This is a genomic window from Pseudonocardia sp. MH-G8, assembly GCF_002262885.1.
Classification (GTDB): domain Bacteria; phylum Actinomycetota; class Actinomycetes; order Mycobacteriales; family Pseudonocardiaceae; genus Pseudonocardia.
In genome coordinates this window covers 1-23,243 of record NZ_NKYF01000042.1, presented here as the reverse complement: position 1 = coordinate 23,243, position 23,243 = coordinate 1, and the positions used below count along the sequence as shown (strand labels likewise).

Here is a 23,243-nt window from a genome sequence, read left to right as displayed (position 1 = left end):
GCACCACCGCCTGCGGGTCAGGTCGGCGGGCCTCCTGCGGTGAGGCGGCTGAGCAGCCGATCGAGGGTGATGGCGCCGAGCAGCTCCCCGGCGGCGTCCACGACGGCGACGAGCGGGCTGCGCATGCGCGCCATCAGCGCCGCGATCTCGAGGAGGGTGGCGTCCTCCCGGACGGTCGCCGGGCGGGTGGGTGTGCGGGGCAGGCAGTCGCCCACCGACAGGTCGCCCAGCTCCTGCCAGTACGCATCGGCGTGGGGCTCGTCGATCGTGCGGGCCAGGGCCTGGCCCTCCCGGTGCGCCTGCGGCACCGTCAGCAGCAGCACCTGGGTGCCGGGGAGCACCACGCAGGGGCGAGAGCGCGTGTCGACGACGATCAGCCCGGGCAGGTGCGCCTGCGCCATCACCCGTACCGCCATGGCCACCGGGTCGTCCCGCGTGACCGTCGGCACCTGTTCGACGAGCTCGCGTGCCCTCATGACACCGTCCCTCTGAGCGCACCCCGAATGCGGCGTCCGGCACTCTACGCGTCGATCTGCGGGTTCGCCGGGCTCGTCCCGAGCTCGGCCACGCGGCGCTCGAGCTCGGCGAGCCGGTCGGCGACGGAACGCTGGTGCAACAGGTCCGCGAGCTGGTCGGCCTCGTCCGCGTCGAGGAGGATCTGTTCCGCCGGTGCGCCGTCGTCATCGGGTCGTCCCGTTCCGTAGGTCAGCAGGCGGCGTCGTCCGGAGCGTTCGACGATCACGCCGAATCGCTGACCGGCGCGCGTGCGGCAGTCGTGGGAGTGGCCGACGCCGGGGATGGTGGTTCGGGTGATCTCCACGGGAGAGGTCGTGCCCTTCTGCGTTGCGGGAGCTGGCTGAGGGGGCGGGTCCGGCGCCCATCACGGCGCTCCCTGCTGCGTGCCCGCCCACCGCAGCAGGGCGGGATCGACACGCGTGTCGAGCCGGCCGACCTGCACCTCGGCGATCTCGATGCCCCAGCCGGCCGTGCGGGCGGACACCGCGGCCGGGAGCGCGGGGACGCCGGTGGTCGCGAGCGTCGCCAGCTGCGCGAGGTCCCGCTGCGCCAGGAAGCGGCGCAGCTCCGCCTCGAGCACCCACTCGACCGCGGCGTCGGGGCAGGAGGCCAGTGCGTAGCGGAGGGGGTCGGACACCGCGCCGGTCGCCGCCGCGGTGACGGTGACCCGGACCGCGTCCCGCGTCGTGGCGTCCAGCTCGGTGACGTCGTACCAGCGGTCCCGCAACGGGACCCGCACCTCCTGGTCGAGGCCGGGCACGACGGCGACCAGGCCGGGCCCGCGCAGCCGGGCGCCCCGTCCACGCCGGACGACGACGAGGCGTTCGTCCGCTGCGACGGAACGCACCGAACGCATCGCCAGCGCGACGATCGCGAGCACGGCCACCCACGCGGCGGCCTGCCCGATGCCGGCGGTCGTGCCGTCCTGTCCCATGCACCACCACCCGTCGCCGCCCGTGCCCCTCGCTGTCCGCCCCCCGTCGGACATGTCGAGTCTTCGCAGCGAGCGGGCCTCGCACCATCGGTGCCAGCACCCACATCGCCGGGGGTCGGACATGCATGCCCGCACGTCCGGGCGGGGGTCACCACCGATGGACGGGCACCGCGCGAGGGACGACGCTGGGCGGCATGAGCGAGCGAGCCGGGCCGGGCACCGGCACGGGCGTGACGGGGGGCAGCCCGGCACGGCCCCTCTTCCGGCGGATCGTGCTGATCAACGGGCTGGTCTTCACGATCGGCACGCTGGTGCTGGCGGTCTCGCCTGCCACGGTCTCCGCGCGCGTGCAGCTCACCGAGATCCCGGTGCTGACGGTGGGACTCGCAGTGATCCTCACCGCGAACGCGCTGCTGCTGCGCCGCAGCCTCGCCCCCATCGACGCGCTCACGACCGTGATGGGTCGCGTGGACCTGCTGCGGCCCACCGACCGGCTCGCCGAGCGCGGCAACGGGGACCTGACGCGGTTGATCGGGACGTTCAACGCGATGATCGACAGGCTCGAGGCGGAGCGCACCGCGAGCAGCGCCCACGCCCTCGCCGCGCAGGAGGGGGAGCGCCAGCGCATCGCCCGGGAGCTGCACGACGAGATCGGGCAGAGCCTGACCGCGGTGCTGCTCGGGCTCAAGCGGGCCGCCGACCGGGCGCCCGACGACCTGCGCGACGAGCTGCGCACGGTGCAGGAGACCGTGCGGGCCAGCCTCGACGAGGTGCGCCAGGTGGCGCGGCGGCTGCGCCCTGGCGTGCTGGAGGACCTCGGGCTGCAGAGCGCCCTCTCGGCCCTGGTCACCGAGTTCACCGAGACCGCGGGCGTGCCGGTGGAGCGCAGGTCAGGAGGCGTCCTGCCCGAGCTCGACGCCGACGTCGAGCTCGTCCTCTACCGGATCGCGCAGGAGGGGCTGACCAACGTGGCGCGCCACGCGGACGCGGGCCGGGTGGAGCTCGCGCTGGACGTACACGGGGGAGCGGTCACACTGTCGATCACCGATGACGGGCACGGCGTTGTCGTCCACGAAGGGGCCGGGATCAGGGGTATGCGGGAGCGGGCGTTGCTCATCGGGGCCGAGCTGGCGGTCACGTCCGTGCCGGGCCGCGGCACCGAGGTCCGGCTGACCGTGCCGCTGCCGGCGAGGGTCGCGTGACGACCCCGGCACCGGCACCGACCCGGATCCTGCTCGCCGACGACCACGCGCTGGTCCGGCACGGGCTGCGGCTCATCCTGGACGCGGAGCCCGACCTCGTCGTGGTCGCGGAGGCCGCCGACGGCGCCGAGGCCGTCGACGCCGCCGGCCCGGAATCGGTGGACCTCGCGATCCTGGACATCGCGATGCCCCGGCTGACCGGGATCCAGGCGGCCCGCGAGATCTCGCAGCGCGCCCCGAGGATCCACATCCTGATGCTGTCCATGTACGACAACGAGCAGTACTTCTTCGAGTCCCTCAAGGCCGGCGCGTCGGGCTACGTGCTGAAGTCGGTGGCGGACCGGGACCTGATCGAGGCCTGCCGGGCGTCGGTGCGCGGGGAGCCGTTCCTCTACCCCGGCGCGGTGACGGCGCTGATCCGCGACTACCTGCAGCGCGACCGGCGTGGCGAACGGCAGCCGGACCGGATCCTGACCACGCGCGAGGAGGAGATCGTCAAGCTGATCGCGGAGAGCCATTCCTCCCGCGAGATCGCCGAGACCCTCGGCATCAGCGTGAAGACCGTGGAACGCCACCGGGCCAACATCCTGCAGAAGCTCGGCATGCGCGACCGGCTCGACCTCACCCGTTACGCCATCCGTGCGGGGCTCGTCGAGCCGTGAGGCCGGGCGGCCGAGTGACCGGTACGTCGAACGGCCTCCTAGGATGGCGGATCGATCGCCGAGGGGGAGGGATGCATGACGCCGCGTGAGCAGGGGGCTGCCCGTCGCGCGGCCGGGCCGGCCTCGTCGCCGGGGTACCGGCCGGAGCTGCAGGGGCTGCGCGCGCTCGCGGTCGTCCTCGTCGTGGTCTACCACGTCTGGGTCAACCGGGTCTCCGGCGGCGTCGACGTGTTCTTCGTGGTGTCCGGGTTCCTGCTCACCGGCCAGCTGGTGCGCTCGGCCGAGCGCGGGGACCTCGACGTGCGGAAGCGCTGGAGCCGCACCCTCGCGCGCCTCACCCCCGCGACCGCGCTGGTCCTGATCAGCACCGCGGCGCTCGCCGCCTTCGTCCTGCCCGAGGGACGGTGGAGCCAGACGGTCCGCGAGGTCGTCGCCTCGGCGTTGTTCCTGGAGAACTGGCAGCTCGCCGCCGATTCGGTGGACTACGCGGCACGCAACAACGTGGCGAGCATCGCGCAGCACTTCTGGTCGCTGTCCGTGCAGGGGCAGTTCTTCCTGCTCTGGCCGCTGCTGATCGCGCTCGTCGCGCTGGCCTGCCGGCAGGCGCCGGCGCGGCTGCGCCACTCGGTCACCCTCACGCTGCTGGGCGTGTTCGCGGCGTCGCTGATCTACTCGATCGAGCTGACGATCAGCAACCAGCCGCTGGCCTACTTCCACACCCTGACCAGGCTGTGGGAGTTCGCGCTCGGCGGGCTGCTGGCCCTGCACGGCGACCGGGTGGTGCTCACCCGCCGCGCTCGCGTCGCGGCGGGGTGGACCGGGGTGCTGGGGCTCGTGGCGTGCGGCGCCCTCATCCCGGTGGCGACCGTGTTCCCGGGCATCGCCGCGCTGTGGCCCACGACGTGCGCCGCCCTCGTCCTGCTGGCCGGGCGCACCGGCGCCGCGTTCGGAGCCGACCGGCTGCTCGCCGGGCGCGTCGCCCGCTACCTCGGCGACATCAGCTACGCGCTGTACCTGTGGCACTGGCCGCTGCTGGTCCTGTACCTGCACGCGTGGCAGGTCGAGACCCCGAGCCTCGCCGTGGGCGCGCTGATCATCGCCACCTCCCTGGTGCTCGCAGCGCTCACCCACGAGCTCGTCGAGCAGCCGCTGCAGCGGCACGGCTCCTCCAGCACCCGTCGGGGTTTCCGGTTGGCTGCCACGTGCACCGCACTGGTGGTGGTCGCCGCCACCGTCTGGCAAGGCGTGGGCGCGCTGCGCTCGACCACGGAGGCCGACGTCGGCGACCTCGCCTACCCCGGTGCCCTCGCGCTGGCCTCCGACGAGGAGGTGACGCCGGCGCCGCTGCTTCCCTCCCCGGTGGAGGTCGGCGACGACTGGCTGCGCCTCGAGCGCTGGGACTGCTCCCCGATGTCGGCGTTCGCGTGGGACATCTGCGCGCTGCCGATGCCGCCCGCCGAGGAGGGTGCCGACGAGACCGAGCCGCCGTCGCGGCGGATCGTGGTGGTCGGCGACTCGCACGCGCAGCAGATGACCGCGGCGTTGGTGCCGATCGCCGAGCAGAACAACTGGCAGCTCATCGCCATGCTGCGCGGCGGGTGCCCGTACTCCACGGTGTCCGAGGTCGACCCCGAGGAAACCGAATGCGTGGCGTTCAACGCCGCGGTCGCCGACGAGATCACCGCGTTGCAGCCCGACGCGGTCGTCACCATGGCCAGCCGCGACGCGCGCGTGGGCCACACCGAACAGACCCCGGCCGGGTTCGTCGAGCAGTGGCGCCGCCTCGACGCCCAGGGCATCCCGGTGCTCGCCCTGCGTGACAACCCGAGGTTCGACCACTCCATCCCGGACTGCGTGCAGATGCAACCCGAGGACATCGCCGGGTGCGGGGTGGACCGCGCCGAGATCTACGCGCCGACCCCGCCGTGGGCGGACCTTCCCGACCTCCCGGAGAACGTGTCCTTCATCGACACCTCCGACGCCATCTGCACCATCGACCGCTGCCCGCCGGTGATCGGCAACGTCCTGGTGTACATGGACGACAACCACCTCACCGCCACCTACAGCACGTCGATGGCCGAGTTGTTGGCGGATCCGGTGCAGGCGGGGCTGGGCTGGTAGCCCGTCGCATCGGTCAGCGCACCGGAGACGACCCTCCCGTAGCGTGAGGGTAGGGTGCTGCGAGGTCGAGCCCCAGTGCGTGTGGCTCCCTCCTCGCCCCGGAAGTTGACGATGCCGCGTCCTGCCCTGCGTCTTGCACCACTGCGTCTTGCACCACTGCGTCCTGCCCGTCCCGCCTGGTTCTCCCCCCGGGTGCTGCGCACGGAGGTGCTCGGCGGTCTCGTCGTGGCCCTCGCCCTGATCCCCGAGGCCATCGCGTTCTCGCTCGTGGCGGGCGTCGACCCGCGCATGGGCCTGTTCGCGTCGTTCACGATGGCCGTCGCCATCTCGATCACCGGCGGGCGCCCGGCGATGATCTCGGCGGCGACGGGTGCGGTGGCGCTCGTGGTCGCGCCGCTGGCGCGCGAGTACGGGCCCGAGTACCTGATCGCCGCTGTGGTGCTCGGTGGGGCGCTGCAGGTGGTGCTGGCCGTGGCGGGCGTGGCCCGGCTGATGCGCTTCCTGCCGCGCAGCGTGATGGTCGGGTTCGTCAACGCGCTCGCGATCCTGATCTTCCTCGCACAGCTGCCCCACCTGGCCGGGGTGCCGTGGACGGTGTACGCGCTGCTCGTGGTGGGGCTGGCGGTGATCGTCGGGTTGCCGCGGCTGACGCGGGCCGTCCCTGCGCCGCTGGTGGCGATCGTGGTCCTCACGGCGGTCACGGTGGGCTTCGGCATGGCCGTGCCGACCGTGGGCGACCAGGGTGCGCTGCCCGACAGCCTCCCGGTCCTCGGGCTGCCCGCTGTCCCGCTGACCGGGGAGACCCTGGGCGTCGTCGCGCCGTACGCGCTGGCGCTGGCGTTCGTCGGGCTCCTCGAGTCGTTGATGACCGCCAAGCTGGTGGACGACATCACCGACACGCACTCGGACAAGACCCGGGAGTCGTGGGGCCAGGGCGTCGCCAACATCGTCACCGGCCTGTTCGGCGGCATGGGCGGCTGCGCGATGATCGGCCAGACGATGATCAACGTGAAGGTCTCGGGTGCCCGGACCCGGCTGTCGACGTTCCTCGCCGGCGTGTTCCTGCTCGTCCTGGTCGTCGCGCTGGGCGACGTCGTGGCGCGGATCCCGATGGCGGCGCTCGTCGCCGTGATGGTGATGGTGGCGGTCGGCACGTTCGACTGGCGCAGCCTGCGCTCCCTGCCGCGGATGCCCAGGAGCGAGACGGCCGTGATGCTCTCGACCGTGGCGGTCACCGTGGCCACCCACAACCTCGCCTACGGCGTCGGGGTCGGTGTGCTGGTCGCGATGGTGCTCTTCGCGCGGCGGGTGGCGCACGTCGTCGAGGTCACCGGCGTGCTCGACCCCGACGGCAGCACCAAGATCTACCGGGTCAGCGGCCAGCTGTTCTTCGCCTCGAGCAACGACCTGGTGTTCCGGTTCGACTACGCGCACGACCCGGAGCACGTGGTGATCGACCTGTCCGCGGCGCACATCTGGGACGCCTCGACGGTCGCCGCGCTGAGCGCCATCACGGAGAAGTACGCCGCACGCGGCACGACCGCGGTGATCACCGGGATGAACGAGCAGAGCCGGCAGCGTCACGCCGCCGTCGCCGAACACGTGGTCGCCCGGCCCTGAGCGGCGGTCAGCCCGCCAGGTGGCCCCACCGGGGCGCCAGCTCCGTCCACGCACCGGTGGCGGCGACGCGTCCCTCCTCGAGGACGACGACGACATCGGCGCGCGCCAGCGCGGAGCGCTTCGCGCTGGCGCCGACCACGGTGACGCCGCGGTGGCGCAGCGCGTCCCACAGCTCCACCTCGGTGCGGGCGTCGAGGGCGGAGGAGACGTCGTCGGCGACCAGCAGCTCCGCCTCGGTGGCGAGCGCCCGGGCCAGGGCCAGCCGCTGGACCTGCCCCCCGGAGAGACGGACGCCGCGGTGACCGACGAGGGCGGTGTGCCCGCCCGCCTCCTCGACGTCGGTCTGCAGACGGGCGTCGTCCACGGCGGTGCCGAAGGCGGTGACCAGGCGCTCGTCGTGGTCGAGGCCGATGTTGTCGGAGAAGGAGCCCGAGAGCACGCGCGGCACCTGCCCGACGTAGGCCACCTGGCCGGGACGCAGGAACTGCTGCGGATCGTCAACCTCGAGGTCGTTCCAGCGGATGCTGCCCTCGTGGTCGACCAGCCCTGCCAGGCTGCCCAGCAGGCTGGACTTGCCCGAACCGACCCGGCCGGTGAGCAGGACGAGGGACCCGGCATCGACCGTGAGGTCGACGTCGTGGACCCCGACCGTGCCGTCGTCGTGCACGGCGGTGACGCCTTCCAACGACAGGCGCTTCAGCGGCACGCGCCCGGCGGAGACCGGCGCCGGAGCGGCGCCGTTCGTGAGGTCGACGCCGGGCGGCACGCCGATCAGGTCGGCGCCACCCGCCAGGTCGGACATGGCGTGCAGCCAGCGCCGGGCGACCGGTGCCTCGGTGACGGCGGCGCCGAAGACCACGCCGAACCAGCCCGCCCCGCTCACGGCGGTGGTGACGAGCAGGGTGGTGGCCAGGTCCCAGACGCCGCCGAGGTGCAGCGTCCACGCGGTGACCACGCCGGCCTGGACGAGCAGCGCCGGCGCGCCCTCCAGCAGCATGCGCACCCGCATCTCGCGGACGATGGCGGTCACCCGGTGGGCGTCGACCCGGCGCAGGTGGGCCTGCACCGCGTCGGTGGCCGCAGCCAGCTTGACGGTGCGGGCGGCGTCGAGGACGGACACGAGCGTGGCCCCGAACCGGGCGCGGGCGTCGCCGGCCACCCGTGCCGCCGAGCCCGCCAGCGGCGCGCCGAGGCCCGAGACGGCGGCCGACACGGCGAGCACGGCACCGAGCACGGCGCCGGCCAGGACACTGCGCCCGGCGACGGCGGTGACGACCACGACGACCATGCCGCTGACGACGTCGACCCAGCGGTCGACGTAGAGCACCATCCGGTCGGAGTCCAGGGCCCGCGCCACCACCTCGCCGGCAGGCGTGCGCGCCAGGCGCCGCTGCATGGTCTGGCCGCGCAGCACGGCCAGGCGCATGCGCAGCGTCACCGCAGACCACCACAGCGGGTAGGTGCGGAAGGCGAGCGCGAGCGCGAAGGGGGCCAGCAGCAGCGCGGCGGCGAGCCCCGCCCCCTCGGCCCACGCGGTGGCGCCCCGCTCCAGCGCGCCGACCAGCCGGCCCCACAGCCAGCCCGTGACGGCGCCATAGGCACCCAGCATGGCCGAGGCGAGGAAGCCCAGGGCCCCGAGCACGCCCCAGCGCGGGTGGGCGAAGGCCGTGCGCAGCACGGCGGAGGACAGGCGGGGACGCGTCGGCGGGGGAGGGGAGGCCGGTGCGCGGCGTTCCGCGCGGCCGAACCGGGCCGGGCGCTCGGCCACGTCGTCGGCGCCGTCCCCGGCCGCGCCCAACAGGTCGCGGAAGGGACCGGGTTCGGTGGCCAGGCGCGCGCGTTCGCCGTGCTGGACGACGCGCCCGTGGTCCAGCACGGCCACCGAGTGGCAGTGTCGGGTGGTGGAGAGCCGGTGCGCGACCAGCACGCCGGTGCGCCCGGCGAGCAGCCGTTGCGTGGCCCCGGTGACGCGGCGCTCGGTCTGCGGGTCCATCCGCGCGGTGGCCTCGTCGAGGACCACGACGGCGACGTCGCGGACCAGCAGGCGGGCGAAGGCCACGAGCTGTTCCTCGCCCGCGGACAGGGTGCTGCCCGCCGCGCCGAGGCGGGTCTGCAGCCCGTCGGGCAGCGACGCCACCCACTCGTCGAGCCCCAGCGCCTCGACCGCCGCGTCGACGGCGCCGACGGGTACGTCGGCGAACAGGGTGATGTTCTCCTCGAGGGTGGCGGCGAGGATCTCGGTGCGCTGGGTGACCACGCCGACGGCGCGCCGCAGGCTCGCCACGTCCGTGGCGGTGATGTCCTGCCCGGCCACGTACACGGTGCCCGGCGGCGGCTCGACGGCGCGCGACAGCAGCTTGGCCAGGGTGGACTTGCCGGCGCCGGTGCGCCCCACCAGCGCGCAGGTGGTACCCGCCGGCACGGTGAGGTGCACCGACTGCAGCGCGAACCCGCCGGGATAGGCGAAGGAGAGGTCGCGGATCTCCACGGCGGCCGGCCCCGCGGGCACGGGCGCACCGCCCACCGGCTCCTGTGGTGCCGAGAGCAGGCTGCGGATGCGCTGCAGCGCGCCCAGGCCCGCCTGCACCTCCGGCAGCTGGTTGCTGACGTTGCCGAGCTGCCCCACGAACGTGGTGACCAGCAGCCACAGGGTGACCAGCTCGCCCAGACCGAGCCGGCCGCCGCTCACCAGGGCCGCGCCCGCCACGGCGAGCGCGGCGAGCATCCCGTGCAGCACCAGACCGGCGCGCCGCCCCACGCGGGTGGACGCCGCGCAGGTGGCCCGCACGCGGCGCAGCACCTCGTGGGCCCGCCGCGCGTACTGGCGCACGACGTGCGGCTGGCCCAGCGAGGAGCGGACGTCGTCCCGCCCGGCCACCGCCTCCTCGAACTGCGCGGAGTGGTCGGACCAGGCGGTCTCCTCGGCGAGCTTGCGCTCGGCGACCACCCGGGTGAGCGGGCGGACCAGTACCGCCGCGAGCAGGGTGACGAGCGGGAACGCGACCCAGGCCGGCCACCAGGTGAGCCCGGCGACGACCCACGCGAGCAGGGAGCGCAGCGTGGCCGTGCCCACCGCCCAGCCCGTGCGTCGCAGCAGCACGCCGAGCTGGCGGGCGTCGTCGTCGACGCGGTCGAGCATCTCGCCCACGGCCTGGTTCTCCAGGACCGGGAGGGGCTGGTGCAGGGCGGCGTGCAGGAGGTCGGCGCGCAGCCGGCCCTCCGCGCGCCCGACGACCCCGGAGAACGCGGTGCGGCCCAGCGTGTCGAGCAGGGTGGCGCCGAGCAGCAGCACGGCGAGCAGGCCGACCGCGCTCGCCGACGGGCCGGTGGCGACCCCGCCGGCGACGACGGCGCCGAAGGTCTCGGCCGCCGCGGCGAGCACGGCGAGCGTGACGGCGATGGCCGAGGTGCGTTCGGCCAGCCGTCGCCAGGTCAGTGGCTGCGCGCGCACGTGGCCCCCGTCCGTGCCGCCCGGCGCGCACCGAGAAGGCCGTCGATCTCGTCTCCGCGCGAACGCTAACCGCCCGCACCGACCGTTCGCCTCGGGTTTTCGGCGTCGCGCGGTAGGGTCGCGCCGGAGTTGATCAACCGGGCAGGAGGGGCCGTGCCGCTACGCCACGCGCAGCCGGCCCCCCGCGCTGATCCGGTTCGGGTCGGTGATGTCCGGGTTGAGGCTCAGGAGGTAGTCGATCGTGGTCCCGTGGCGGTCGGCGTAGGCGCCGAGCGTGGCGCCCGGGGCGATCACGACCTCGCCGTGGGCCGCGCGGGGGATCTCGAGCTCCTGGCCCGCCCGGATGTGGTCGGGGTCCGCGATGGCGTTCTGCTCGGCGATCCGCTCGAGCGGGACGTCGTGGTGCAGGGCGATCCGGGCCAGGGTCTCGCCGGGTGCCACGGTGTGGACGACCGGCTGCTCCGCGCCGGGCGGCGGCTCGGGGTGCGGCGGGACGCCGGGACCGGTCGAGGTGGCGGGCGGGCGCGGGCTCGTGGGCCGGGGCGGTTGCGGCGTGACCGCGTCGGTGGGGGCGAGGCCGGTCGGCTCGGGCGGGGCGTCTTCGGCCGAGGCACCGACGGCGACCAGGATCACAGTGGCCGCCGGCACCGCGACCAGCAGCCCGATCAGGGCGTTGCGACCGAACACGGAGCGGCGCGCACCCGTGTCGTCGCGCGCGTTGCTCGCGGCGGACTCCAGCTCCCGCCTGAGCTTCTCGTGATCCGGCTCGTCCATCGCCGCGTATTCTGCATCGCCCGTTCGGCGCAGCTGCATCGGGCCCTGGGTGCACGCTGTGGTGGGCCCACCACAGGGCGCCTTGCATTGCCATCGGTAGATCGGGTCTACTTACCCCGGTTGGCCGAGCAGATGTCACGCACGGTGCATCAGCGTCGTCAGCGTCTCCGTGAAAGTCACGGATCCTCGAACGGGGGGTCGGATGCCCTGGTGGTCCCGGACGTCGGACGGTTCCGGTTTCATGGACGGCACGCGGGGGTCGCTTCGCACGAACATCCACGAACTCGCCGCGCGCAACGCGCGCGCCGCGGCGCTGTTCACCGGTGGGAACGTGAAGGAAGCGGTCGCGCTGTTCGAGGACACCCTGCGGGGCTGTCTCGCGATGCTCGGACGTGATCACCTCGCCACGCTCACGGTCGCCGGCAACCTCGGTGCCGCCCGCGTCGAGGCCGGCAGGCGCCGCGAGGGCATCGAGCTGATCGCGGAGAACCTGGCCGACCGCTCGCGCCTGCTGGGCGACGACGACCCGCGCACCCTCACCGCCCGCGACGCGCTCGCGGTGGCCTACCGGCTGGCGGGCGACGTGGACGACGCCGTGGAGCTCTCCGCCCAGGTCGCCTCGCAGCGGCGGCGCGCGCTGGGCCCGACCCACCCGGAGACCCTCACGTCGCGCATGGGCATGGCACGGGCCCACGCCGCGGCGGGCGACCTCGAGTCGGCCAGCGCCCTGCTCGCGGCCGCGCTCCGCGACGCCGAGCAGGCCCTCCCCCCGCGCCATCCGCACCAGGAAGCGCTGCTCGAGTGTGCGGAGAGCATCGGCATGACCCGTCGCGACTGAAGCGATGACGGCGCCACCCCGACGGCGCCGCAGACCCAGATGATCTGAAGGCGGCAGTATGAGCTCCCCTCCCAGCTACTCGTCGCGCCCCCCGGCGGCCTATCCCCCCGGCCCTGCGTCCGGCGCCCCATCGGGTTCGGCGTCGACGACCGCACCGCCGCGCCCCGTGCCCGGCTACCTGCCCGACCGCGAGACCGCTCGCCGCGACGAGGCGTTGCTGCTGCGGCTGGGCTACTCGCAGGTCCTGACCCGCGAGATGGGCGGGTTCTCGAACTTCGCGATCTCCTTCACGATCATCTCGGTCCTCGCCGGCTGCCTGACCTCGTACTACCTCGCGTTCAACAACGGCGGCCCGGTGGCGATCACCTGGGGATGGCTGCTGGTCGGGGGCTTCTGCATCCTGGTCGCGATGGCGATGGCCGAGGTCGCCTCGTCGATGCCGACCGCGGGTGCGCTGTACTTCTGGGCGTCCAAGCTCGGCGGGCCGGCCTGGGGCTGGTTCACCGGCTGGTTCAACCTGATCGGCGGGATCGCGGTCACCGCCGCCATCCAGTACGGCTCGGCGATCTTCATGACGGCGCTGCTGAACCTGTGGTTCCCGGCGCTGGTCGGCACCGACACCACGGCGATCTTCATCACCTTCACCGCGATCGTGGCCCTGCAGCTGGGGCTGAACCTGCTCGGCGTCAACGTGCTCGCCCAGCTCAACACGCTCTCGGCGTGGTGGCACATGTCCGGCGTCGGACTGATCGTCGTGATCCTGCTGGTGGTGCCCACCGAGCACCAGTCGGTCGCGTTCGTCTTCACCGAGACGATCAACAACTCGGGCTTCTCGGACAACGCGTTCTGGTTCGTCTTCGGTCTCGGGCTGCTGATGTCGCAGTACACCGTCACCGGCTACGACGCCTCGGCCCACATGAGCGAGGAGACCCGCTCGGCCTCCCGCGCCACCGCGCTGGGCATGATCTGGGCCGTCGTGGCGTCGGTGGTGTTCGGGTTCATCCTGCTGGTCGCGGTGACCTTCGCGGTGCCCGACGTGCAGGGCGTGCTCGATGCGGGTGGCAACGCGGTGATCTACATCTGGACCGAGGCCACCAACGAGGCGTGGGCCGAGTTCATGCTGATCATCGCAGTGATCGCGCAGCTGTTCTGCGGCACGGCCTCGTTGACCTCGGCGTCCCGGATGATGTTCGCGTTCTCCCGGGACAAGGCGGTCCCCGGCTCGCGGCTGTGGCGCCGGGTTGCGCGCAACCGCGTGCCCGTCAACTCGGTGATCGCGATCGCCGTCACCGCGTGGGCGCTGATGATCCCGACGCTGGCCAACGGCGTGGTCGGCTACGCGGTCGGCACCTCGATCGCGGTGATCGGGCTCTACATCGCGTTCGCGTTGCCGATCATCCTGCGGATCAAGGCGGGCGCGAAGTTCGAGCCGGGTGCGTGGAGCCTCGGCAAGCACTACAAGTGGGTCTCCACGGTCGCCGTGGCGTGGATCGCGATCGTCTGCGTGCTGTTCCTGCTGCCGATCTCGCCGAACGGCGTGCCGGGTGCGGAGGACTTCGCGTGGGAGTCGGTGAACTACGCGCCGATCACGGTGGGCGGGGCGTTGGTGCTGTTCGGCGGCTGGTACCTGGTCTCGGCCCGCAAGTGGTTCAAGGGGCCGGTGCGCGAGGACAGCGCCCAGAGCGAGCTCGAGCGCATCCAGGCCGGGCCCGAGCGGCGGTTCTGACAGCCGTCCAGCGCCACATGATCCGAACTATCGGTTGCCCATTGCTGTCGGCACGACGATGAGCAACCGATATTTCGGATCATGATGGGTCTGCGGGCCTGTCCAGCACCGCCATGTCCGCGTGGGTCTTGGGCTCCACCACGCCGCGTTCGGTGACCACGGCGTCGATCATGCGGGCCGGCGTCACGTCGAAGGCCGGGTTGAACGCGCGGGTGCCGGCCGGTGCGCTCGGGATCCCACCGTAGCTGGTGACCTCGGCGTCCGGGCGCTCCTCGATGGTGATGCGGGTGCCGTCGGCTGTCGCGAGGTCGACGGTGGACCACGGCGCGGCGACGACGAAGGGCACCCCGGCGTCGGCGCAGGCGAGGGCGAGCCCCACCGAGCCGACCTTGTTGGCGGTGTCGCCGTTGGCGGCGATGCGGTCGGCTCCGATCACGACGGCGTCGACGAGGCCCCGCAGGATCGCGCCGGGTGCCGCGGAGTCGACCTGCACGACGTGGTCGATGCCGTCGGCGGCGAGCTCCCACGCGGTGAGCCGGGCGCCCTGCAGCAGCGGGCGGGTCTCGTCGACGTGCACGAGCGCGACCCGCCCGCGCCCGTGCAGCTCCCGGACAACCCCGAGCGCGGTGCCCCAGGCGGTGGTCGCGAGGGTGCCGGCGTTGCAGTGCGTGAGCAGCCGCATGGGACGGCGGGGGAGGCGCTCGGCGAGCCAGTCGGCGCCCAGCGCGGACAGCCTGCGGTTGGCGGCCTCGTCCTCGACGAGCACGCGGCGGGCCTCGGCCAGGACGGGGGCATGCCCCTGCGGGAGCAACGGGAGCACCCGGTCGACCCCCCAGGCGAGGTTCACCGCTGTGGGACGCGCGTCGCGCAGGCGACCGATCTCCTGGCGCAGGCGGGCGTCGGGCCAGCCCTCACGGGCGCCCTGGGCGAGGGCGAGCGCGACGCCCAGCGCGCCGACGGCGCCGAGCGCCGGGGCGCCCCGCACGGCGAGGCGGATGATCGCGGTGACGAGCGTGTCGACGTCGGCGGCGTCGAGGTAGGCCTCCTCGGCCGGGAGCCGGGTCTGATCGAGCAGGCGGACGGCCGGGACCGTGCCGTCGAGCCACTCCACCGTGCGGAACCCCACTGCTGCACCTCCGAGGATCGGTGCGGTCCATCCTGCACCGGCTCACCCGGCGGCGAGGAGCCCCACCGCCGGGGAGATCTCGACGCCGAGGTCGCGGCGCACCAGCACGCGCTCCCGTTCCTGGGCGGCGGCGAGCGCGGGGTGCCCGGCGTGGGCGTCGAGCAGGGGGCGCAGACCGCGACCGCCGAGGCCCGGGTCGGCCCAGAGGGCGTGCACTGCGGCGTCGAGGTCGGCGGGCGGGTCCTCGAGCAGCGTGTCGAGGTGGGCGACGAGCGCGGTGCGCCAGCGGTGGTGCAGGGCGAGCAGGAACGCCTCGACGCTGCCGAACGTCTCCCGGACCTCGTCGGTACGGGCGATCTCCGGGCGCCCGGTGCGTGCGACCTCGGCCAACACCTCGGTGACCAGGCGGAACTTGGTAGACATGGCGTCGGTCTCCAGCGCTGCGATTGTTACATACACTGCGTACGTGTTCTGAGTATGTCGTAGACTCCGTGCATGTCAAGGCCGAAGAGCCGCCGGGAGCTGTACTCGGAGGCCACGCGCGCCGCGCTGCTGGAGACGGCCACCACGATGTTCGCCGAGCGCGGTTTCGGTGCGACCTCGCTGGACGACATCGCCGTCGCCACGCAGGTCACCCGCGGTGCGGTCTACCACCACTTCGACAGCAAGCAGGCTCTGTTCGAAGCGGTGTTCGAGGCGCTGGAGGAGCGGATGACCGCCCAGGTCGGGGCGGCGGCCACCGGCCGGCCCGACGCGTGGGAGGCGGCCATGGCGGCGCTGGACGCGTTCCTCGACCTGTGCTGCGAGGCGCCCTACGGGCGGCTGTGCTGGCTGGAAGGGCCGATCGCGCTCGGCTGGACGCGGTGGATGGAGTACGAGCGGAAGTACGCCTACGCGCTCATCGACGCGTTCCTGCAGGCCGCGCGGGACGCCGGTCTGCTCGCCCCGGTGCCGGCGCACACCGCCACGCACCTCGTGTTCCACCTGCTCGGCGGTGCCGGGCGCACCATCGCGGAGGCGGCCGAGGCCGATCGCCGGACCGTGCGCGACGAGTGCGGCGTCACGATCCGACGGATGCTGGACGGGGTGCGCGCGCCCTGATCAGCCTGCGATCAGGGCTCGATCAGGATTTGACGAGGCGGGTGATGGCCGCGCTGGCCTCCGCGAGCTTCGCCTCCGCCACCGGGCCGCCCTCCGCGGCCGCCTGGGCCACGCAGTGGCGCAGGTGCTCGTCGAGCAGCCCGAGGGCGACGGCCTCGAGGGCCTTGGTGGCTGCCGAGACCTGGGTGAGGACATCGATGCAGTACTGATCGTCGTCGATCATCTTCGCGATCCCGCGGACCTGGCCCTCCACGCGCCGCAGGCGCTTGAGATAGGCGTCCTTGTCGTGGGTGTACCCGTGCATCTGCCCCTCCTCGACCGCTGGCCAGACTACGGGTTCCGGTCAGGCCCGGACCGGGGAGCGGGCGGGCGGCACCGGGCCGCTCGCGAGCAGGTCGGCCGCCTCGCGCACGACGGGGCGGACGTTGCGGCGGTTCCACACCGGGTTGGCCGCCATCCGGTCCGAGCGGGCGACGCACTGGCTGACGTGCTGGAGCCAGCCGAGCAGCACGAGCACCTCGGGGGAGACGATGCTCGCGCCGGGTGCGGCCTGGCAGCGGGCGAGCGTCTCGGCCTCGCGCGGTGGCGTGCGGGCGGCCCACCGCAGGACGAGCGGCCCGAGCTCGTCGCCCTCGACCTCGGCGTGGGCCATCGCCAGGAACAGCGCGACGTCGAGTACGGGCAGGCCGTCCGGCTCGGCCGTGCACCAGTCGACGATCGCGCTGACCCGCCCGTCCGGCGCGGCCAGGAGGTTGACCGGCAGGTAGTCGCCGTGCGTCCAGCCGACGGGCACGGTCTGCCCGCGCAGCCGGAGGTCCAGCACGGTTGCCAGCCGGTCCGCGTCGGGCCGCAGCGACGCGGGCAGCACGCGGGAGACCTCCGCCATCGGCCGGTGCACCCAGCGGTCGAGCTCGGCGTCGCCCACCCGTCGCAGCGTGGCCGTGCGGCGGTGCAGCTCGCTGATCGCCGCGACCGCGCTGGACAGGAACGGCACGCGTCGCGCGGGATCGGCGAGCGCCTCCGGCCCGGACCCGCCGGGGAGCATCGACTCGGTGCTGCAGTAGGTGTCGCCGACCTCGGCGGTGCCGAGCACGCGCGGCAGCAGCGGGGTCCAGTGCTGCAGCCGCGGGTCGGCGTGCAACGCGGCGAGCGCGGCGGTCTGCTGGCGCAGCTCGTGCTGGCCGTGGGCGGTGTCGGCGGCCTTGAGCAGGGCGCGCCGTTCCCCGGGCGGGCCGACGGCGACGACCACCGTCTCCGACCCGCCGCCCATGCGGTCCCCGATCTCCCAACCGGCGGTGGCCGGGCCGCCGGTGCGGCGCAGGCCGTCGGACCCGACGCGGCGCAGGAGGGCGGTGTTGTGCAGGGCGTCCACCCAGCCGGCGAGCGGGCCGGGCAGCCACCGCGCGTACATGACGAGCACGACGGAGGCGACGACGCACTGGGCGATCAGCCAGCCGAGGCCGACCGCGAGGATGCCCAGCCGCGGCATCAGCGTCCAGGACACCCCGATCGCCAGCACGGACAGCGCGGTGGGCACGCCGAACTGCACGCTCCGGTGCTGGCGCACCCGGGCCGTGCTGGTGGCGGACCCGGTGATCACGTTGGGGATGGCGGAGAGGGCGACGAGGGCGAGCGCCCCGGTGCCGGCCTCGGTGTAGTGCTTGCCGAACAGCGCCAGCACGAACTGCCCGCCGAGCGCGAGCACGAGGGCGACGGGCACGACGAGCATCAGACCGCGGCGCACGGTCTCCCGGCGGGCCTTCTCCACCTTCCCGGGATCGGCGGCGTTGTGCGCGATCATGGACTGGCCCATGCCGGAGGGCACGAGGTACAGCGCCATCCCGAACTGCCAGACCATGTTGTAGGCGGCAGCCGCCTCGGGACCGAGCCGGGAGAGCACGAGCACCGGCAGGCCCATCAGTGCGGCCTGCCAGAAAAGGGCGCCGACGTAGTCGGCCCCGAGGAACCGCCCGACGGCCCCGACGGTGATCGGGACCGCACGGTCCGCCGTCGCCGCGCCGTGTGCCGGCAGCAGCCGCACCAGCAGCCAGACGTTGGCCATCAGCACGACGAGGGCGGTGGCGATCACCCAGGACAGCGCGATGCCGCCGGGGACGGCCGCGAGCGTGACCGCGATGAGCAGGGCGATCTTGAGCACCGAGAACACGACGTTCTGCACCGGTACGGCGGTGGCCTTGCCGACGGCCGTGAGGATGTAGTCCTTGAGGCTGAACAGGGTCCAGACCGGGCAGCTCACGGCGAAGAACCCGACCAGCGCGCCGTAGCCGGCGACGTCGACGAGCTCGGGTGCCCACCAGATCGCGCCGAGGGCGAACCCGGTGCCCGCCAGGGCGGACACGCTGACCGCGACCAGGTAGCCGAGCACGACCAGCCGCCGCGACGCCGCGCCCGCGATCGGGACGAAACGCAGCAGCGCGTGCGACATGTTCAGGTGCGCGATGCCGCCCACCAGCATCAGCGCCGACAACCCCGCCGCGTTCACACCGACCACGTCGGGCGGGAACATCTGCGCGGCCAGCACCCAGTACAACAGCCCGACGGCCGACGAGAGCCCCGAGCTGACGACGAGGGCGAGCCCGTCGCGGTGCTGCGGTGCCCGCCACCCGTTCAGCAGGGCCGCGACCCGCGATCCTGGCATCGACACCTCCGTGAACTGCAGATGGACGACGTTCGAACGTCGCCTGTCCGCCGTACATCCTGCCGGAACGACTCTCCGGCCTGGTGCGGGCCCCGGCCTGGGGCCTGCTACTTGTCGCTGGTGCGCAGGCGCAGCGACTGCGGCAACTCGCCGGAAGCGTGCGCGACCTCGATGCCGGTGACGAGGCTGCGCAGGTCGAGCGGGAGGGCCTGGCGGGCCGCGGCGGTGAGCCGCCGGCGGGCGGCGCGGTCGATGTCGAGGGTGCGTTCACCGCCGACGGCCGCGAGCACGGCCACGCAGGCGGACGTCTCCTCGGTCAACGCGTCGTCCGAGCGCAGGGCGTGCTCCAGCCGGACCCGCGGGCCCGCCGCCGCGAGCAGGTCGACGGCCGGGAAGCGGCGCGAGGCCCGGCCGAACAGCCCGCTCTGCTGGCGCTGCACGATCCCCTCGGTGATCAGTTGCGTGACGACGAGGTCGAAAACGTGGTCGGCGAGCGCGGCGGCCCAGGTCATCGCCGGGTGCGCCTCCGGCTGGTTGCGGATGCTGTCGACGACGAAGGAGGAGATGTAGTCGAGGCGCCGCGGCCGGGTGCCGGCCAGGACCACGCGGTCGTTCTCGAGTGCGATGAGCTGGCCGCGGTCGGGACGCGCGAGCGCCAGTTCGGCGAGCTCGGCACCGGCGACCGCGAGGCGCACCGCGGTCGCGCGCACGAGTGCCTTGCCGGTGAACGGGTCGTGCAGGATCAGGAACATCCGGGGCGCGAGCTTGTCCCGGAACGTCGGGCCGGCCGGATCCGTCATCCGATGGCCTTCGCGCGCACCGCGGCCATGTCGACCACCTCGATGAGAGGAGCGTAGAGGTCCATGACGTGCAGTGCCGCGGCGTGGCTCGCGGCGTCCACGCCGGCACAGGCGTCGGCGACCACCTGCACGGGCACACCCGCGTCGGCGGCGGCGAGGGCGGTGGAGAGCACGCAGCAGTCCGTGGACACCCCGGCGAGCAGGAGCGTGCGCGACCCGACGGCCGCAGCCAGGTCGGGGCCCCACTTGGAGAACGTGGTGGCGGTGACCGTCGGCGCCCGCTCGGCGGCCGGCGGGAATCCGGGCACCAGGTCGTAGAGCGGCGCGTCGGGCGGCTGCCGTGCGAACGGCCAGCGGGCGTAGTACTCCCGCCACGCGCCCTCGGGCGTGGCCGGCGCGACGAACCGGGTGAGCGTCACCTGCGGGGCCAGTGCGGCGACGAGCTCCTGGACGTGCGGCAGGATCGCCGCGAAGCCGGGGGTACCCCACTCGCTCGCCGGGTCGGCGAAGACGACCTGCATGTCGATCACGGCGAGGTGGTGGGTGTCGGGGCCGACGGTCGTCGGCGAGGAACCGGTCACCGGATCCGTGCCTCCTGTTGCCGCACGGCCTCGCGCCCGGTGAGGAGCGTGGCCGCGAAGGCGAGCGCGATCGCCAGGAGCACACCGAGGTTGGCGCCGGCCCAGGCGCCGTCGCGCCCGCCGAGCCCGAGCGGCGCGAGCAGGTAGCCCTGCCAGGACACCCAGCCGGCGTTCGCGTTCGTGACCAGGCCCCACCCGAGCAGCGTGCAGGCGAGCACGATGCCCATCGGGAGGGCCCGCACGTCGCCGTAGCGGCCCGACGGGCGGTAGAGGTCTGCCTCGTCGTAGTCGCGGCGGCGCAGCGCGATGTCGGCGAGCATGACGCCGCACCAGGCCGCGACAGGCACGCCGAGCGTGATCAGGAAGGCGTTGAACTGGCTCAGGAAGTCCTCGGCCACGAACACGACGTAGACCGTGCCGAGGACCATGAGCACACCGTCGATCAGGGCCGCGACCCAGCGCGGCACGCGCACGCCGGTGGCGAGCAGGGCAAGCCCGGACGAGTAGATGTCCAGGACGGCGCCGCCGATCAGGCCGAGCACCGCCACCAGCGCGAACGGCACGAGGAACCAGGTGGGCAGCGCGGCGGCCAGCGCGCCGATCGGATCGGCCGCGACGGCCTCGGACAGCTCGACCGAGGAGGCGGCCAGCAGCAGCCCGAACGCCAGCAGGACGACTGGGGCCAGCGCCCCGCCGAACGTCGTCCACCCGACGACGCCGCGGCTGGACGCGCTGCGCGGCAGGTAGCGCGAGTAGTCCGCGGCCAGGTTGACCCAGCCCAGGCCGAACCCCGTGACGAGGAAGACCACCGCGCCGACGACCTGCTGCACCGACCCGGACGGGGCCGCCCAGACCGCCGACCAGTCGATCCGGTCCGCGACCAGCGCGATGTAGACGGCCGTGAGCACGGCGGTGATCACCGTGATGACGGTCTGGAGCCGCATGATGAAGTCGAATCCCATGACGCCGGCCACCATCACGAGCGCGGCCACCACGAGGAGCGCGACGAGGTGGGTGCCGGCGCCGGCGCTGCCGCCCAGCTGCTCGATCACCGCGGCCGTCGCCAGGGTCGCGAGGATCGTCAGCACCGTCTCCCAGCCCACGGTGAGCAGCCAGGAGATCAGGGACGGCAGCCGGTTGCCGCGCACACCGAACGCGGCCCGCGAGAGCACCATGGTGGGCGCCGACCCACGCTTGCCGGCGAGCGCGACGAACCCGCACAGCAGGAACGACACGACCACCCCGACCACGCCCGCGATCAGGGCCTGGGGCACGGAGATGCCGAAGCCGAGCGCGAACGCCCCGTAGCTCAGGCCGAAGACGGAGATGTTGGCCCCGAACCACGGCCAGAACAGGTGGCGAGGGGTGCCCTTCCGTTCGCTGTCGCCGATGACGTTGATGCCGTTGCTTTCCAGCCGCAGGCCCCGGTCGTGCGCGTTGTGCTGCGCATCGGCGGCGTGCCGCGAATTGGTCACCACTGCAACATCACAACCACTGCGGTTGTCACAACCACCACTGCCGAGCTCTCCTGACCTGCCTGTATCCGCTGTTCGGCGGCACTACGAGGATAGGTCACCTCTGATGATCTCGCCGTCCGCGGGACGGGGCGACGCACCGTCGAGCGACGCTAGCGGTCGGTGTTGTGACCGGGGTCGCGATCGGTGTCGCGGCCCGGATCCAGCCGCTCGAAGGCGCGCAGCATCACCCACGGGATGACGACCATCGCGGCGAGGGCCGCGAGCAGCGCCCACACGACGGCCGGGACGAGGCCCGTCACCGCGAGCACGAGGAAGAGCGCGGCGGCGAGGAAGCCCGCATGCACCATGCGGCGCGGAAGCGGGACGGTGCTCGTGAGCGGCTGCGCCATCGCCCGGGCGAGCGCGGGGGAGTCGGTGTCGAGGTCCTGCTCGATGCCGGCGAGGATCTCGCGTTCGTGGGCGGACAGCGGCAGTGGTTCATCGGGGCCGGGCGTGGGCGGCGGCACGATCTCCACCCCTTCTCGGAGGACGACCCGTGATGCAGGTCTCGCCGACTTTACCCCGAATGTCCGGATCGTCGGAAGTGACTGGTAGGGGACGCCCTGGGTTCGTGGCGAAGGCCCGAACCCGGCGGGCCACCCGGGGTTCGGCGGGTCGTCCCATCGGTCGCAGTGTTCGACGGCGAGGACGTGGTCTCGCAGCGGGCCCGGCTCGCTGTAGCGGCCGCGTGGTGAGCGAGGCGTACACCAGGGCCCTCGTGGCCGCGCTCCCGTACTTCTCGCACACGGGCTCGCCGTCATGATCGCCGGGAGTGGTGTGGGGGGCGTCAGATTTGTCGCTCTCGCACCACTTTCGCCGATCATGGCAGCCTGCCCTCCGCTATCGCGCCCGTTTCATGATCCGATAGACGTGAGGGGGTTGAGATCCAGCCCTCTCACGTCTATATGGTCATGAAATTTCCTGTGGATACGCCGTCCCCGGCCCGGGGCCACTGCCCCATACCTCGGTCATCTGCGCGTTCCCCCACCGGCAGGATGACCGGGCGAGCGGCCGTTCCCGACACAAGGCTGTTCCGAACTCGACGGCACTTTCGCCGATCATTGCCGCTCACGTTCCCCCGAACATTCCCGTTTTCATGATCAGATAGACGTGACAGGGAATCGAGGAAGATCCAACCCCTCTCACGTCTACGTCGTCGTGGAATCTCCTGTGGGCGCGCCGTTCCCGGCTCGCTGCCACTGCCTCACGCCAGGTCTGGGCCTTCCATGTGATCGGCCGGGTTTTCCCTGTTCTCGCTCGTTGGCGGGGCGGTCGGGTTGGCGCAATTGCCGAATATCGTGGCTGGGTGGGCGGCCGTTCCCGGCGCGGGCCCAGGCCTGTCCGGGACGAGCCCGTCGCTGCCGCGTGCTCGCGCACCTTGCGGTGGTCCCGATCCAGCCCCTATCGGTGATCATCGGGCAGGTTCGAGGCGTGTTTCCGGCCATGGTCGGCAGGATCGGGACATGGGCGGCAGGGGGCGGGCGTTGCAGAATCGGTCCCGGCCGTGCCGCTCCCGCGCTGCCTCGAGCATGGGCGCATGGCGGTCGGCGATCTTCGATCATGATCGTCCGCCTGTGACTGCTGCTGCCGGTCGGGGCGCGGTCCGCGGTGATCG

Annotated in this window: 20 protein-coding genes; 7 read left to right on the top strand and 13 right to left on the bottom strand. The window is 73.2% G+C overall.

Features of this window, described 5'->3' with window-relative positions:
- Positions 1 to 17: 17 nt before the first annotated feature.
- Genes CFP66_RS44170 through CFP66_RS44160 form a run of 3 tightly spaced genes read right to left on the bottom strand, consistent with a single transcriptional unit; the run spans position 18 to position 1,450 of the window.
- Entirely contained in the window at positions 18 to 476 is a 459-nt protein-coding gene (locus CFP66_RS44170) for a CBS domain-containing protein (protein ID WP_094931371.1), read from the bottom strand.
- A 44-nt stretch (positions 477 to 520) separates the two neighbouring features.
- A complete protein-coding gene (locus CFP66_RS44165; RefSeq protein WP_094931370.1) occupies positions 521 to 820 on the bottom strand; it encodes a hypothetical protein in 300 nt (99 codons plus the stop codon).
- Between the two features lie 60 nt (positions 821 to 880).
- Positions 881 to 1,450 (bottom strand): SPFH domain-containing protein, encoded by a 570-nt coding sequence (locus CFP66_RS44160; RefSeq protein ID WP_158228456.1) that lies wholly within the window; start codon positions 1,448 to 1,450, stop codon positions 881 to 883.
- A gap of 194 nt (positions 1,451 to 1,644) precedes the next feature.
- Between CFP66_RS44160 and CFP66_RS44155 the strand changes: the two genes are divergently transcribed.
- From CFP66_RS44155 to CFP66_RS44140, 4 genes are all read left to right on the top strand, one after another.
- Positions 1,645 to 2,652 carry a sensor histidine kinase gene (locus CFP66_RS44155; protein ID WP_094931368.1) on the top strand — a complete coding sequence of 336 codons (1,008 nt, stop codon included), beginning with the start codon at positions 1,645 to 1,647 and terminating at the stop codon, positions 2,650 to 2,652.
- Positions 2,649 to 3,314 carry a response regulator transcription factor gene (locus CFP66_RS44150; RefSeq protein WP_094931367.1) on the top strand — a complete coding sequence of 222 codons (666 nt, stop codon included), beginning with the start codon at positions 2,649 to 2,651 and terminating at the stop codon, positions 3,312 to 3,314. The genes CFP66_RS44155 and CFP66_RS44150 overlap by 4 nt, the downstream gene beginning before the upstream one ends.
- 75 nt (positions 3,315 to 3,389) lie before the next feature.
- The gene (locus tag CFP66_RS44145; RefSeq protein ID WP_094931366.1) at positions 3,390 to 5,435 is read left to right on the top strand and encodes an acyltransferase family protein; all 2,046 of its coding nucleotides are present in this window, start codon (positions 3,390 to 3,392) and stop codon (positions 5,433 to 5,435) included.
- Positions 5,436 to 5,627: 192 nt separating this feature from the next.
- Positions 5,628 to 7,055: a SulP family inorganic anion transporter gene (locus tag CFP66_RS44140; RefSeq protein WP_369805284.1), complete on the top strand. Its 1,428-nt coding sequence runs from the start codon at positions 5,628 to 5,630 to the stop codon at positions 7,053 to 7,055.
- A 7-nt stretch (positions 7,056 to 7,062) separates the two neighbouring features.
- Here the strand turns inward: CFP66_RS44140 and CFP66_RS44135 are convergent, their stop codons facing one another.
- Positions 7,063 to 10,506, bottom strand: a complete 3,444-nt coding sequence (locus tag CFP66_RS44135; protein ID WP_094931364.1) for an ABC transporter ATP-binding protein — start codon at positions 10,504 to 10,506, stop codon at positions 7,063 to 7,065.
- A gap of 159 nt (positions 10,507 to 10,665) precedes the next feature.
- Complete coding sequence (locus CFP66_RS44130) at positions 10,666 to 11,280, bottom strand: LysM domain-containing protein (protein WP_158228455.1); 615 nt, start codon at positions 11,278 to 11,280, stop codon at positions 10,666 to 10,668.
- 241 nt (positions 11,281 to 11,521) lie between these two features.
- Here CFP66_RS44130 and CFP66_RS44125 point away from each other — a divergent pair, with 241 nt between their 5' ends.
- Both CFP66_RS44125 and CFP66_RS44120 read left to right on the top strand, forming a co-directional pair.
- Entirely contained in the window at positions 11,522 to 12,118 is a 597-nt protein-coding gene (locus tag CFP66_RS44125) for a tetratricopeptide repeat protein (RefSeq protein ID WP_158228454.1), read from the top strand.
- Between the two features lie 166 nt (positions 12,119 to 12,284).
- Positions 12,285 to 13,844 carry an amino acid permease gene (locus CFP66_RS44120; protein ID WP_198962104.1) on the top strand — a complete coding sequence of 520 codons (1,560 nt, stop codon included), beginning with the start codon at positions 12,285 to 12,287 and terminating at the stop codon, positions 13,842 to 13,844.
- A 79-nt stretch (positions 13,845 to 13,923) separates the two neighbouring features.
- Here the strand turns inward: CFP66_RS44120 and mtnA are convergent, their stop codons facing one another.
- Both mtnA and CFP66_RS44110 read right to left on the bottom strand, forming a co-directional pair.
- Positions 13,924 to 14,970 (bottom strand): S-methyl-5-thioribose-1-phosphate isomerase, encoded by a 1,047-nt coding sequence (mtnA, locus tag CFP66_RS44115; RefSeq protein WP_198962103.1) that lies wholly within the window; start codon positions 14,968 to 14,970, stop codon positions 13,924 to 13,926.
- Between the two features lie 42 nt (positions 14,971 to 15,012).
- On the bottom strand, positions 15,013 to 15,393 hold the full coding sequence (locus tag CFP66_RS44110; RefSeq protein ID WP_094931360.1) for a hypothetical protein: 381 nt from the start codon (positions 15,391 to 15,393) through the stop codon (positions 15,013 to 15,015).
- A 72-nt stretch (positions 15,394 to 15,465) separates the two neighbouring features.
- On the opposite strand from CFP66_RS44110, the gene CFP66_RS44105 reads away from it, so the two are divergent.
- Entirely contained in the window at positions 15,466 to 16,071 is a 606-nt protein-coding gene (locus tag CFP66_RS44105; protein WP_094931359.1) for a TetR/AcrR family transcriptional regulator, read from the top strand.
- A gap of 22 nt (positions 16,072 to 16,093) precedes the next feature.
- On the opposite strand, the gene CFP66_RS44100 is transcribed toward CFP66_RS44105, so the two are convergent.
- The 6 genes from CFP66_RS44100 to CFP66_RS48340 form a co-directional block, all read right to left on the bottom strand.
- A complete protein-coding gene (locus tag CFP66_RS44100; protein WP_094931358.1) occupies positions 16,094 to 16,375 on the bottom strand; it encodes a metal-sensitive transcriptional regulator in 282 nt (93 codons plus the stop codon).
- 39 nt (positions 16,376 to 16,414) lie between these two features.
- Complete coding sequence (locus CFP66_RS44095; RefSeq protein WP_143517605.1) at positions 16,415 to 18,730, bottom strand: phosphotransferase; 2,316 nt, start codon at positions 18,728 to 18,730, stop codon at positions 16,415 to 16,417.
- Between the two features lie 107 nt (positions 18,731 to 18,837).
- Positions 18,838 to 19,530, bottom strand: coding sequence for a GPP34 family phosphoprotein (locus tag CFP66_RS44090; RefSeq protein ID WP_094931356.1), 693 nt, complete (start codon positions 19,528 to 19,530; stop codon positions 18,838 to 18,840).
- Complete coding sequence (locus CFP66_RS44085) at positions 19,527 to 20,111, bottom strand: cysteine hydrolase family protein (RefSeq protein ID WP_233160236.1); 585 nt, start codon at positions 20,109 to 20,111, stop codon at positions 19,527 to 19,529. Before CFP66_RS44085 ends, CFP66_RS44090 begins: the two co-directional genes overlap by 4 nt.
- On the bottom strand, positions 20,108 to 21,586 hold the full coding sequence (locus CFP66_RS44080; protein ID WP_233160235.1) for a cytosine permease: 1,479 nt from the start codon (positions 21,584 to 21,586) through the stop codon (positions 20,108 to 20,110). The genes CFP66_RS44085 and CFP66_RS44080 overlap by 4 nt, the downstream gene beginning before the upstream one ends.
- A gap of 152 nt (positions 21,587 to 21,738) precedes the next feature.
- Entirely contained in the window at positions 21,739 to 22,095 is a 357-nt protein-coding gene (locus CFP66_RS48340; RefSeq protein ID WP_158228453.1) for a DUF3040 domain-containing protein, read from the bottom strand.
- Between the last annotated feature and the right edge of the window lie 1,148 nt (positions 22,096 to 23,243).

Excerpts from the sequence above, each read along its gene's own strand:
- CFP66_RS44170 (WP_094931371.1), bottom strand. The coding sequence starts at position 476 with ATGAGGGCACGCGAGCTCGTCGAACAGGTGCCGACGGTCACGCGGGAC.
- CFP66_RS44160 (WP_158228456.1), bottom strand. The coding sequence starts at position 1,450 with ATGGGACAGGACGGCACGACCGCCGGCATCGGGCAGGCCGCCGCGTGG.
- CFP66_RS44155 (WP_094931368.1), top strand. The coding sequence starts at position 1,645 with ATGAGCGAGCGAGCCGGGCCGGGCACCGGCACGGGCGTGACGGGGGGC.
- CFP66_RS44145 (WP_094931366.1), top strand. The coding sequence starts at position 3,390 with ATGACGCCGCGTGAGCAGGGGGCTGCCCGTCGCGCGGCCGGGCCGGCC.
- CFP66_RS44130 (WP_158228455.1), bottom strand. The coding sequence starts at position 11,280 with ATGGACGAGCCGGATCACGAGAAGCTCAGGCGGGAGCTGGAGTCCGCC.
- CFP66_RS44125 (WP_158228454.1), top strand. The coding sequence starts at position 11,522 with ATGGACGGCACGCGGGGGTCGCTTCGCACGAACATCCACGAACTCGCC.
- CFP66_RS44110 (WP_094931360.1), bottom strand. The coding sequence starts at position 15,393 with ATGTCTACCAAGTTCCGCCTGGTCACCGAGGTGTTGGCCGAGGTCGCA.
- CFP66_RS44105 (WP_094931359.1), top strand. The coding sequence starts at position 15,466 with ATGTCAAGGCCGAAGAGCCGCCGGGAGCTGTACTCGGAGGCCACGCGC.
- CFP66_RS44100 (WP_094931358.1), bottom strand. The coding sequence starts at position 16,375 with ATGCACGGGTACACCCACGACAAGGACGCCTATCTCAAGCGCCTGCGG.
- CFP66_RS44095 (WP_143517605.1), bottom strand. The coding sequence starts at position 18,730 with ATGCCAGGATCGCGGGTCGCGGCCCTGCTGAACGGGTGGCGGGCACCG.
- CFP66_RS44090 (WP_094931356.1), bottom strand. The coding sequence starts at position 19,530 with ATGACGGATCCGGCCGGCCCGACGTTCCGGGACAAGCTCGCGCCCCGG.